Raw genomic sequence first — 12,135 nt, 5'->3', positions numbered from 1 at the left:
TCATTGCTGATCTGCTCCTGCTTCGGGCAAATTGCGACAATTTCCAGCACGACCGCCCAGATCCCGCGCAGTCGGACATGAGTTACGCCATCCCGCGTCAGCCTTGCACCGCTGCCCAAACCCAATAGATAAGAAGATCAAGGAGCGGCCTCCGGAATGACCCTGAACGAATCGATCTCGCGCGCGCGTCGCGACCCCGCCATCAAGCTGCACGGCCCCGAGGCCTTCGCGGCGATGCGCAAGGCCGGCCAGCTCACGGCGCGCGGCCTCGACATGCTCGCCGGCGAGGTCAAGCCCGGCGTCACCACGCAGCGCCTCGACGATCTCGCCTTCCAGTTCGCCATGGACAATTCAGCCTATCCGGCGACGCTGTTCTATCGCGGCTACACCAAGTCGATCTGCACCTCGATCAACCATGTCGTCTGTCACGGCATCCCCGACGACAAGCCGATGCGCGAGGGCGACGTCGTCAACATCGACTACACCCTGATCGTCGATGGCTGGCATGGCGATTCCAGCCGGATGTTCGCGGTCGGCGACATCCCGCGCAAGGCCGAGCGGCTGGTCGAGATCACCTATGAGAGCCTGCTGCGCGGCATCCGCGCCGTGCGCCCGGGGGCGACGACCGGCGATATCGGCTTTGCGATCCAGCGTTACGCCGAAGGCGAGCGCTGCTCGGTGGTGCGCGACTTCTGCGGCCATGGCCTCGGCCAGGTCTTCCACGACGCACCCAATATCCTGCACTATGGCAGCCCCGGCGAAGGCGTCGAGCTCAAGCCCGGCATGCTCTTCACCATCGAGCCGATGATCAATCTCGGCAAGGCGAGCGTGAAGGTGCTCTCCGACGGCTGGACGGCGGTGACGCGCGACCGCTCGCTCTCGGCCCAGTTCGAGCACACGGTCGGCGTGACCGATACGGGCTGCGAGATCTTCACGCTCTCGCCCGCCGGCCTCGACAACCCGCTCGCGCCGCGCACATGAAGAGCGGCGGCAACGGCAAGTCAGCCCCGATTGCCGCCGCCCCTGACGATGCTCCGCCGCACCATCTCGGCCATCGCGACCGCTTGCGCCAGCGCTTCCTCGACGCTGGTGATGCCGCCCTGCCCGATTACGAACTGCTCGAGCTCCTGCTCTTCCGCTCGATCCCGCAGCGCGACGTGAAGCCGCTCGCCAAGCAGCTGATCCAGCATTTCGGCTCCTTCGCCGAGGTAATCGGCGCGCCTATCTCACGCCTGACCGAGGTCAAGGGCATCGGCGACAGCGTCGCGCTCGATCTCAAGATCGTCGAGGCGGCGCTGAGGCGTACGATGAAGGGCCAGGTCGCGAAGAAGCCGGTGCTCTCGTCCTGGTCGTCGGTGATCGACTATTGCCGGCTCGCGATGGCCTTCGCCGAGCGCGAGCAGTTCCGCATCCTCTTCCTCGACAAGAAGAACGCGCTGATCGCCGACGAGGTGCAGCAGACCGGCACGGTCGACCACACCCCGGTCTATCCGCGCGAGGTGATGCGCCGGGCCCTGGAGCTCTCGGCGACCGCCCTGATCCTGGTCCACAACCACCCGTCCGGCGACCCGACCCCGTCCGGCGCCGACATGCGCATGACCCGCGAACTGGTCGATATCGCCAAGCCGCTCGGCATCGCCATCCACGACCACATCATCGTCGGCCGCGACGGCCATGCCAGCTTCAAGGGTCTGGGGCTGATCTGAACCCGGTGGCAAGCCTCTGATCAAAGCCAGCGTATCTGTTTCTTTCCATCCTGCCCAATTGCCGAGATGATCGCTTCCAACTGCGCTTTCGCCTCGGCTGCCTCGACAGACTTGCCCAGAGCCTCATGGACGAGCACGAGATTGGCCAAGATTGGCCCCAGTACCGGGTGCATTCGGCCTCCGATACGCTCGATAAGTTGCCGAGCCTTGGCCAACGATGGCTCAGCTTCGGCGAAGCGCTGCTGCTGTACTGCAATGTAGCCGAGGTTATTGAGCATGGAGGCCAGAAGAGGATGATCTTCGCCGAGCATGCCGACCTTGACCGCCAGCGCCTCACGGACCTTCGCTTCGGCCTGCGCGAGGCGCCCTTGTGCAACATCGACGAGCACGGACGTTTCGCGCAGCGTGTCGGCTTCGGGCATTCTGGGAACGGGGTCGCTCCTGATCAGCAGCTCAGCCCGTGCGAGCAAAGCAACAGCCTCATCATTGCGATCAAGGCGCAAGAAGGTTCTGGTTAGATCGAGCAACGGCGCGACCAAAGCCGAATCATCGGCGCCAGAAGCGTGTTCGTGAAGAGCGACAATGCGCTGCCTTATCGCCAAAGCCGAAACGTAATCGCCACGCAGCTCCGCAATTTGAGCCAATATATCGAGCCGTGGCGCAAGAGTCGGATCCTCAGCACCGACCGCCTTATCCAGCAGCGCAAGCGACCGCCTGGCCAACTGCTCTGCTTCGGCGATGCGCCCTTGAAGCAAGAGGTGTCTTGCCAAGTCAGCCAGCCGCCGCCCAGCCTCACGCTGCGGGCCACCTTTGGACAATGCTTCGATCACAACAGCGCTACGCCGCGCCGTTTCGGCCTCGGAAAATCTCCCCCGCTCTTCAAGTGTAGAGGCAAGCCCCGCCAAGCTTGCCGCATAGTCGGAGTGGGTGACGCCGAGCACGCGCCCACGGATCGCAAGAGCTTCGCGGAAAAAGGTTTCGGCCTCGGCGTATCTGAAACGTGCCAGCCAGACATGACCGCTCAAATGGTAAGATGTCGCCGTGGCCGGATGGTCCGAGCCGAACAGGCGCTTGTGGATGGCAAGACTGCGTTCAGCGAACTCCTCGGCCGATTGCGGTTGTCCAGCGGCAAGGAGAGAGAAGGCCAACTGAGAGGCATAGTGTGCAATCGTCACCGCATCGGCTTTGGGCGAGGCTGTTTCGCGCTCATAGGCTCGTTTCAAGAGAAGCGCCGCCTCGCGAGAGCGCCCAAGCTGGTAGAAGCTCGCGCCCGCGCTAGCTTCGGCCGTCGACAGCAGGCTACCGTTTCCGGCTGCCTCCGCCAGCCTTGCGATCCTGGTCCAGAGCCCGATCGCGCTTTCGTAGAGACCGCGATTATACAAACGGCTCGCGAGCGCAGCCGCTTCTTGCGCCCGCTGGTTCGTTGACGCAGCATTGGCGTCGGAAACATCCAGCGCACGCGAGACGACTGCCGCTCCCCGCTCGAATTGCCCGTCCTTCTCCAGCTGCCGAGCCAGACCATTCAAACTCTCTGCGTAGTCCGAGGGGTGCTCGTTCGCTTCTGCCATCAGCCGGTCGGTCGCGTATCCAAGATGGCTGCGCGCGCCAGCGACATCCCCGCGGGCGAACAGCTCGTCGGCTATCGTCCGATGCAACGCACCGACGGCCGTGGGCAATCGGTCCCAGTCGAGTGCCGCCGATCGAACCGCCTGGGCGAGCACTGCCTTGGCTTGCTCCGTCTGCCCGATTCTGTTCAACGCGAAGGCAACATCGGCTTCGACTTGCGCGATCGAGACGCCGGTGTCTCGGCTACGATCTGCCTGCAGGTTCGAGGCGAGGCCCTCCAGCGTAGAGCCTGCATCGTCTCCAGAACGTCGGATATCGGCGAGTGCCGCTCTCGCCTTGACCAGATCAGCATCGTTGGGCGCCGATGCGCTCTCGATGATCGCTAGAGCCTGACGAAGAACGGGCTCGGCATCCGCTTGCCGCCCCTGTCTCGAAAGAGCGAGGCCGAGATTGACGAGCAGCGGGGCCAATGTCCCGTCCTGAGAACCGGTTAGAGCCGTACGCACGCCAACAGCGCAACGAGAGAACGACTCGGCTTGAACAGGATTGCCCCGCTCCAGATAGATGTCCGCCAAAAGCGAGCATCCCAGCGCAAGGTCCTTGTTGCGGCCTCGGCTGATCCCTGTGGCCATCGTGACCGTCTTGAGGAGCTGAGCGACCGCTTGTTCATGGCGCCCCGTTATGGCCATGACCTGCCCGATCTGGAGCAATGCATGAGAATAAACGGATTCAGACCTTTTAGACCCGTCCGTCGGCAAGTTGACGGCGTGAAAATAAGAACGTTCGGCCTCTTCGTATCGCTTGAGGTAAAATAACGCGTCTGCGACAGAAACCGCGATCGAGACGGCTGTATTCGGCGAGATGCGCCGATCTGACCTGAAAACGGCCAGAGCCGATTGCCCAATCGAAGCAGCTCGCTCGAACGAATTCCCTTGAATGAGAACGGCAATGAACTCATCGAGGCAATCCGCGAATAATTGCGGGTTTGTGCCCTGGCTGAGCTCAACAATACCCACCGCTTGCTGCAGCGCATGCGCCGCGTCCGTGAAGCGAAGCTGCTGCCGGTATAAGGCTCCCAGTTGCCGGAGACGCTGGGCAATCCAGGGGTCGTTCGGTGCGAAATGGCGCCGTGCTGCCGCCAAGGACGCGTTCAGATAGACTTCAGCTTCCGCCAAGGCGCCCGCTTTGGCCTTGAACGATCCGAGTAGGCTGGACAGCGACGATATGCACGCCTCCACATAGGGCTGAGCATGCGGACACAACGCCAAGGCTTGGAGGGCCACGCGCTCGGCCTCCGATAGATGCCCTGCAAGGCTCAGTCGTTTGCTCTCCCGTTCCAGCGCCAGAGCCTCAGCATGCGTCGAACCCGGTACCTGAGCGGCCACCGTCATCGACGAACACACCAGAAGAATGATAGCCAGGATGCGGCCGAACACAGCATTCCTCACTGCGGCTTGTCACCGAGACAGCCTTAACTACACAGTTTGTCTTGTGCGCACGCCGCAGTGCAAGCGCTTGACCAAGTTTTCTCCTCGGGTTCTGCGCCGAGACATCCGCGCCCCGATGCATCATCGTCGGCCGCGACGGCCGTGCCAGCTTCAAGGGTCTGGGGCTGATCTGAGCTCCGCCCGAACCGCGCCGGGTGAAAGGCCCAGCGTCCGGCGCATCGCCCGCGCCAATGCCGAACCCGAGTCGAAGCCGGTGCGCCAGGCGATCTCGCCGACCGGGAGCGTCGACTCGGCCAGCAGGCGCCGTGCGGTCTCGATGCGCTGCCGGTTTCGGTAATCGCCGATCGACATGCCGGTAAACTGCCGGAACAGCCGCGTCGCCTGCCGCCGTGATAGGCCGAATGCGTCCGCGAGTTCGTCAAGCGAGACATCCTCGTCCAGCCGCTCGCCAATGGCCGAGCGGATTTCGGCGACGAGGGCGCTGCCGTGGTCATCGCTGCTCGCGCCGGAGAGCGGTTCGCCTTGCTCGATGCGGGTGAGGGTCGCGATCAGCAGAGCCGCCGCCACATGGTCCTGCGCCGCCTTGGGCGCGAGATCGTCGCTGCAGCACAGACGCAGCAGCGTCCGCATCAGGGGCGTCGCTGCAAACGTCGATGGCCGCTTGATACGGCGCTCGAGAGAGCATGACGGCACAAACTGCGCGAGCGCCGCTTCGGTCAGATAGACAGCGACATGATTGCTCGACTGGCGGAGCGCCTGCGACTCATGCGCCTGCATTTTCGGGACGACGACGAACCGGCCCTCGCTGAGCCAGGTGACCGACCGGCGCGTCTCGTCCCTGAAGGCGATCGTACCGCGGGTGGGCACCAGGATCATCGCGCAGTCGTGCCAATGCCACTGCGTTCGATAGTGTCGGCCGCCGCCGGTCACGACAGCACGTTGCTCGCTCGCATCGAGAAGATGCGATGGCGGCGCCGAATGCCGGATGTGCTCGAACGATCGAAGCATGCGGGGTCAGCTTAGCACATCCAGAGAAACGCACTGGGCTCGTTGAGCGCCTCTGGCCCGCTGGGTCGCACGATATGGCCCGTTGGGGCGCGCGGGATGTAGCTCGGGTCGGCAAGCTCCGGTCATGACATCCGCGCACATCCCCGTCCGGCACGCCGGACAAGTCTTCATGGTCAACGTGTTCAGCAATGGGCCGGGCGGTGGCAACCCGGCGCCGATCGTCGTCGACGCCCGGCAACTCGATGGCAAGGCGATGCGCGCGGTCGCCGCGCAACACGGCCACGAGAGCGCCTTCGTCCTTCCCGGGCCGGATGGCAGCGACTATCGCTTTCGCTTCTTCGTGCCGAACCACGAAATGGAGATGTGCGGCCACGCCACGCTCGGCGCGGTCTGGCTGCTCGACCATCTCGGCGAATTGCCGGGGCGCACCGTCTCGATCGCGACGCTGTCAGGGCCGGTTCAGGCCCGTGTCGATGGCGGGCAGGCGAGCGTAAGCCAGCCCAGAGGGAAAAGCGCTGCGCTCGACGACGCCGGCGCCGTACTCGACGTGCTCGGCCTGCGCCCATCCCACCTGTTGGACTACCCGGTGGTCAACGCCGCGACGAGCCGCATCAAGACACTAGTGCCGTTGCACTCGATCGAGATTCTGAATGGCCTTCGGCCCGACTTCGCCCAGATCGAAGCGCTCTGCGATGCGATCGGCTCGACCGGGCTTTATCCGTTCGCCCCCGTCGATGCGGACGCAGGCGTCTTCTCGGCCCGGCAATTCCCGCGCTCCTCCGGCTATCCGGAAGACGCGGCGACCGGCATCGCCGCCGCGGCGCTCGCCTGGAGCACATGGGATCTCGGCCTGACGTCGAAGCCTCGCGTCATCGTGCGGCAAGGCGAGGCCATGGGACGGCCGTCACAGATCACGGTGGAGCGCGAGGGCGATCGCTGCTGGCTGTCCGGCCGGGCTGAACTCATGGGGGAGACACCACTATGAACCGCCGCCTGTTCCTCGCTGGCATTGCCGCCCTGGCAGCTGGCAAGAGCTTCGCACAGCAGAACGCCGCGCCCTGGCCAACACGGCCGATCCGCTTCATCGTGCCCTATGCGGCCGGTGGCCCGACCGATGTCGCCGCGCGCATCCTCGCCGAGACGCTGTCGCAACGCCTGCCGCAACAGGTCGTGGTCGAGAACATCACCGGGGCCGGCACGGTTGTCGGCACGACCAGAGCCGCGGCGACGAAGGACGGTCACAGCTTCCTGATCGCGACCGTCGCGCATGCCGTGAACACCGTGCTCTACGCCAATCTGACCTTCGATCCGGTCAAGGACTTCCGCGGCGTCGCATTGATGGGAACCGTCCCGCAGATCGTGCTGGTCGGGAAGAACTTCCCCGGAAACTCGCTGGCCGATCTGCTGGCGGCGGCGCGGGCCAAACCGGGGGGTCTGACCTATGGCTCGGCCGGCATCGGCTCGGCTCAGCATCTTGCCGCCGAGCTGCTCGCGAAGCTGGCGAAGGTCAACCTCGTCCATGTTCCCTATCGCGGCAGTGGGCCGGCCGTCACCGATCTGATCGGTGGCCAGCTCAACCTCGTGATTGACAGTGCCGCGACGGCTCTCACGCAAGTCAAAGGCGGCGCCTTGCGCGCGCTCGCAGTGACCACGAAGGAACGGCTGCCGGCCCTGCCGGAGCTGCCGACCGTGGCGGAGACGCTGCCGGGCTACGAGGCCTACACCTGGAACGCAGTGCTCGCGCCCGCCGGCACCGCGCCCGAGATCGTCGGCGCGATGAACCGGATCACCAACGCCGCTCTGGCCGACCCGGCCCTGATCCGGCGCTTCGAGGAGATCGGCATCTCGGTCGCCAGGAACTCGACGCCTGAGGCGACGGACGCTTTCATCGCCGCCGAGATGGCGAAATGGCAGCCGCTCCTGCGCAGCGCGGGGATTGCGCCGAACCAGTAAGTTTCCGGTACGGGCCCTGCAGCGATCACCGTCATGCTCGCCCTTGTGGCGAGCATCCACGTCTTGAACACCGCTTGCCCGAAGGAAGACGTGGATGGTCGGGACGAGCCCGACCATGACGGAAGAGGCTCAGACTTCGCGCATCGCGATGCCGAACTCGCCCAGCCGCCGCATCAGATGGCCGGTGTCGACCAGCGTCTCGGGCAGATGCAGGCCGCTCACCGGCCGTTCTTTGCCCGCAAGCCCGAACAGGCCCTCGATCACCACGGCGATGCCCTTGGCGCTGAGCGCGGCATAGCCGTCGGGGTCGACCAGTTCCCAGCGGAACCGGCCTTCGCGACCGTCCTTGCGCTGGCCGGTGATCTCGATGATCACCTCATGCGAAGGTCCCTCGCCGCGCAGCGTGCTCGCCGTCTGCCCCTCCGCGAAGTCGACGCGCACGCTCTTCGCCTCGCTCGCTGACAGGCTGAAGACGTCGACCAGGCCGACCGTCGCGCCCTGGTGCGCGCGTCCATCGATGCCGGTATAGCTGCGCTCGGTTTGCGGCGCGCCGATCCAGCGCCATAAGCCTTCCGACTTGACCAGCGGTGCCGGACCGATCGCGCCGATGCGGTCCATGTCCTGCTGCGACGCCAGGCCGAGCGGATCAGCCGGATCGAAGACGAGGCCGACCTCGATCGCATCGACGCGCGCGAAATCGCCGGCGGCATGCAGCGCGGCGAGCGCCGGCACCGCGCCCATGCTGTGCCCAAGCAGCACGACCGGCGCAGCCTTGGGCCGGTTGATGAAGCCGGCGATCGCCGGGCCGACCTCGAACACGCTGTCAGAGAGCGCGACATAGGCCGCGCCCTGCGCTGCGGCCCAACTCTGCGTGCGCAGTGAAAGATCGCACACCGCCATCAGCACGACCGCGGGCTTGAGGTCGGCCGGCAGGCCGAGATCGTCGCGTTCGAGGTCGAGCGGCGCGGTGCTGGCATGGCCGAGTTCCGCAGCCAGCGTCTCAGCCTTGGCCGCATCACGGCCGGCGATCACCAGCGGCAGCTCGGGGTGAAGTTGGCGCAAGGCGCGGGCCGTGCGCGAGCCAACGCTGCCATAGCCGCCGAGGATCAGGACGGGACCCAAAGCGGGATCAGCCATTGGTCCTGGCCTCCGTGAAGGTCGCGCCGAACTCCTTCATCCGGGCGACGTAGTAAGTGGGGTCGATGATCCCGTCGGGGAAATAGAGGCCGGGCTTCAGCGCCTCGCCGCCGGCGAGCCCGAGCGCGCGTTCGGTTGCAAGCGCGACGCCGAGCGCCGTCAGCGGCGCCTGCCCCTGCGGATGGACGACCTCGTAGCTGCGCGTGGCGCGCTCGCCCGAGTGCAGCAATCCTTCGATCGTGATCACACTCTCGGTCGAGAATGGCTCGCCGCGTCGGCGGCTGGCCGAGACGTCGAAGGCAAGGTCGAAGCGGATATTCTTCGCGTCGGTCGCGGTCGCAAGGCTGAGCACATCGAGCGGCCCATATGCAGTGGCCGCAAGCTCGACGCCGTCGACGCTGCGATAGCGCGCCTTGGCCTCCTCGCCCGCGATCCAGGCGAAGCGGCCATCCTTCAGCGTCAAGGTCGCCGAGCCCGACTGCGTGATGCGCTCATAATCGGCCAGGGCCGCCTGCCCGCCCATGTCCTGTTCGTCGAGCAGCACGCCGACATGGATCGTCTCGATCGAACGGTATGCCCTGGCATAGTCCAGTGTCGGGAACAGCGCCGCCCCAGCGAGCCATTGGCTGGCGAGAACGACCGGCGCCGCCTGCGGAGCATGAATGAAGTGCGCGGCCTCGATGCCGATCTCGAAAGCGCCGCTGGAGACGCTGAGATGCGGGATGCCGTGACGTTGGGCGAAGCGCAGCGCATGGCTCCAATCGTCCTTCACGAAGACGATGACGGCGCTGAAGCGGGCCCCTTCCGACAGGCCGAGATCAGGCCGGGAGAGGTCGGCAGCCAACGCCTGAACGCCGAGCCTGTCAGCAACCGCCTGCGCCTTGGCAAGGTCGCGGCCGGCGATCGTCACCGGCAGGCCCGGATGCAGGCGGCGGATCGCTGTTGCTGCCTGTGCGCCGACGACGCCGGAGCCGCCGATGATGAGGACGGGATGTTGTATGCTGGGCATCTGATGGTCTCCTTAACGGAGCCAGCCATTGGAGGGCTGGAATTTCTACTAATAGTAAGTTACTTTAAGTAGGAATGCGTTTTCCCTTTTGTCAAGCGGCCTTCGCCGGGAAACTTGAATCGCCATGCCACCGACTTTCGCCGCCGCATCAGCCCGCAAGCTGCCGAAGCAGGAACGCCGCGAACAGTTGCTCGACTGCGCCCAGGTGATGGTGCGCGAGGAAGGCACCGAGGCCCTGACGCTGGCGCGCGTCGCCGAGCGCGCCGGCGTCACCAAGCCGGTCGCCTATGATCATTTCGGCACCCGCGAGGTGCTGATGGTCGAGCTCTTCCGGCGCATCGACGACAAGCAGACCGCCCTGCTCGTCGACACGCTGAAGACGACGGCCGGCCGGCTCGAGGCCATCGCCGCGACGATCGCTGCGGCCTATATGAGTTGCGCCCTGGAGGTCGGGACCGAGTGGTACGCGCTCTCGGCTGCGCTGAAGGGCAGCGAGGCCATGGAAGCCGTGCAACGCGAGCTCGTCGCCCGCTATGTCGGGATCTGGCACGATGCCTTCGCCCCACACGCGGCCCAGCTGCCAGCGGACGAGCTGAGCCTGCGCTGCACCGCCATTCTCGGCGCGGCCGAGGCGATCTCGCTCGAATTATTGCGCGGCCATATCGACGAAGGGCGGGCCTCGGCGACGCTGGCGACACTGGTCACGGCGACGATCCGCGCTCCGATCTCGACGGCGGCGAGCTGACCCTGCCCAAGAAACAGGCAAGCCTAGCCAAAGTGCTTGGCAACAGACCTCTTTCCGAAGGCGAGCGAATGCGCATAGGCTACCTGAAATAGGGGAAGACGCCTGCATGGTCGCATTCGATGAGATGACGGGTGGAGAAGGCGGCCTGCGGGCGGCCTATGGTGAACTGGATCGCTGGCTGAAGGAGGCGCCGCCCGAGATGCTGGCCCTGCGCCGGTCACAGGCCGAGCTGTTCTTCCGCCGCATCGGCATCACCTTCGCCGTCTATGGCGACGAGGAATCGACCGAGCGCCTGATCCCCTTCGACATCATCCCGCGGGTGCTGACCAAGCCGGAATGGACCAAGCTGGAGAAGGGGCTGCGCCAGCGCGTCACCGCGCTCAACATGTTCCTGGCCGATGTCTACGGCCCGAAGGAATGCCTCAAGGCCGGCATCATCCCGCCCGACCTGGTCTATCGCAACGCCTGCTATCAGATGCAGATGGTCGATTTCCAGGTGCCGCACGGCATCTACTGTCATATCGCCGGCATCGATATCGTCCGCGTCGACGCCGACACCTTCTATGTGCTCGAGGACAATGCCCGCACGCCCTCCGGCGTCTCCTACATGATGGAGAACCGCGAGGTGATGCTGCGGCTCTTCCCGGAGCTCTTCGCGACCCATCGCGTCGCCCCGGTCGACAATTATCCCGACCAACTGCTCGCGACGCTGCGCTCGGTCGCGCCGCGCACCGCCTCTTCCGATCCAACGATCTGCCTGTTGACGCCCGGCCAGTACAATTCGGCCTTCTACGAGCACTCGTTCCTGGCCGACAAGCTCGGCGTCGAGCTGGTCGAGGGCTCGGACCTGCTGGTCAAGGACGACGTCGTCTACATGCGCACGACGCAGGGGCCGAAGCGCGTCGACGTGATCTACCGGCGCATCGACGACGACTTCATCGATCCGCTGGTCTTTCGCAGCGATTCCGTCCTCGGCGTGCCCGGCATCATCGGCGCCTACAAGGCCGGCAATGTCACGTTGGCCAACGCGGTCGGCACCGGCGTCTCCGACGACAAGGCGGTCTACAGCTACATGCCGGAGATCGTGAAGTTCTTCACCGGCGAGGAGCCGATCCTGAAGAACGTGCCGACCTATCGCTGCCGCGAGCGCGAGGCCAACGCCTATGTGCTCGACAATCTCGAAAAGCTCGTTGTCAAGGAAGTCAACGGCTCCGGCGGCTACGGCATGCTGGTCGGCCCGCATGCCAGCAAGCAGCAGATCGAGACCTTCCGCAGGAAGCTGAAAGCGCAGCCCGAGGGCTTCATCGCCCAGCCGACGCTGGCACTCTCGACCTGCCCGACCTTCGTCGCCTCGGGCGTCGCGCCACGCCATGTCGATTTGCGCCCCTATGTGCTCTCCGGCGCCAACGGCATCTCCTGCGTGCCGGGCGGGCTGACCCGCGTCGCGCTCAAGGAAGGCTCGCTCGTGGTCAATTCCAGCCAGGGCGGCGGCACCAAGGACACCTGGGTTCTCGATGCATGAGCGAGCGGGAGCGCCTTCGATCCAGCCCCTTGCGCAACCCG

The 12,135-nt window shown here is 65.3% G+C and carries 10 protein-coding genes; 6 read left to right on the top strand and 4 right to left on the bottom strand.

All coding sequences use genetic code 11. The features are described 5' to 3' along the window. Window positions 1-156 precede the first annotated feature (156 nt). Window positions 157-981: a type I methionyl aminopeptidase gene (map, locus tag BLM15_RS03305; RefSeq protein ID WP_126110357.1), complete on the top strand. Its 825-nt coding sequence runs from the start codon at window positions 157-159 to the stop codon at window positions 979-981. After that, on the top strand, window positions 978-1,706 hold the full coding sequence (radC, locus tag BLM15_RS03300; protein WP_126110355.1) for a RadC family protein: 729 nt from the start codon (window positions 978-980) through the stop codon (window positions 1,704-1,706). The genes map and radC overlap by 4 nt, the downstream gene beginning before the upstream one ends. A gap of 20 nt (window positions 1,707-1,726) precedes the next feature. On the opposite strand, the gene BLM15_RS03295 is transcribed toward radC, so the two are convergent. Together BLM15_RS03295 and BLM15_RS03290 are read right to left on the bottom strand one after the other, a co-directional pair. Next, a complete protein-coding gene (locus tag BLM15_RS03295) occupies window positions 1,727-4,708 on the bottom strand; it encodes a tetratricopeptide repeat protein (RefSeq protein WP_126110353.1) in 2,982 nt (993 codons plus the stop codon). A 162-nt stretch (window positions 4,709-4,870) separates the two neighbouring features. Continuing rightward, window positions 4,871-5,650: an AraC family transcriptional regulator gene (locus BLM15_RS03290; RefSeq protein ID WP_164547385.1), complete on the bottom strand. Its 780-nt coding sequence runs from the start codon at window positions 5,648-5,650 to the stop codon at window positions 4,871-4,873. Between the two features lie 202 nt (window positions 5,651-5,852). Here BLM15_RS03290 and BLM15_RS03285 point away from each other — a divergent pair, with 202 nt between their 5' ends. Next, window positions 5,853-6,713, top strand: coding sequence for a PhzF family phenazine biosynthesis protein (locus tag BLM15_RS03285; RefSeq protein ID WP_126110349.1), 861 nt, complete (start codon window positions 5,853-5,855; stop codon window positions 6,711-6,713). After that, complete coding sequence (locus tag BLM15_RS03280) at window positions 6,710-7,681, top strand: tripartite tricarboxylate transporter substrate-binding protein (RefSeq protein ID WP_126110347.1); 972 nt, start codon at window positions 6,710-6,712, stop codon at window positions 7,679-7,681. The genes BLM15_RS03285 and BLM15_RS03280 overlap by 4 nt, the downstream gene beginning before the upstream one ends. 129 nt (window positions 7,682-7,810) lie before the next feature. On the opposite strand, the gene BLM15_RS03275 is transcribed toward BLM15_RS03280, so the two are convergent. Both BLM15_RS03275 and BLM15_RS03270 read right to left on the bottom strand, forming a co-directional pair. After that, the gene (locus BLM15_RS03275) at window positions 7,811-8,818 is read right to left on the bottom strand and encodes an NAD(P)-dependent oxidoreductase (protein ID WP_126110345.1); all 1,008 of its coding nucleotides are present in this window, start codon (window positions 8,816-8,818) and stop codon (window positions 7,811-7,813) included. Next, window positions 8,811-9,827: a saccharopine dehydrogenase family protein gene (locus BLM15_RS03270; protein ID WP_164547384.1), complete on the bottom strand. Its 1,017-nt coding sequence runs from the start codon at window positions 9,825-9,827 to the stop codon at window positions 8,811-8,813. Before BLM15_RS03270 ends, BLM15_RS03275 begins: the two co-directional genes overlap by 8 nt. 124 nt (window positions 9,828-9,951) lie before the next feature. On the opposite strand from BLM15_RS03270, the gene BLM15_RS03265 reads away from it, so the two are divergent. Continuing rightward, entirely contained in the window at window positions 9,952-10,572 is a 621-nt protein-coding gene (locus BLM15_RS03265; RefSeq protein ID WP_126110343.1) for a TetR/AcrR family transcriptional regulator, read from the top strand. Between the two features lie 106 nt (window positions 10,573-10,678). Continuing rightward, entirely contained in the window at window positions 10,679-12,094 is a 1,416-nt protein-coding gene (locus tag BLM15_RS03260) for a circularly permuted type 2 ATP-grasp protein (protein ID WP_126110341.1), read from the top strand. Window positions 12,095-12,135 lie beyond the last annotated feature (41 nt).

The organism is Bosea sp. Tri-49 (assembly GCF_003952665.1).
In the GTDB taxonomy this organism is placed as follows: domain Bacteria; phylum Pseudomonadota; class Alphaproteobacteria; order Rhizobiales; family Beijerinckiaceae; genus Allobosea.
The sequence above is the reverse complement of the archived record's forward strand: the minus strand, read 5'-3'. Positions and strand labels throughout refer to the sequence as shown.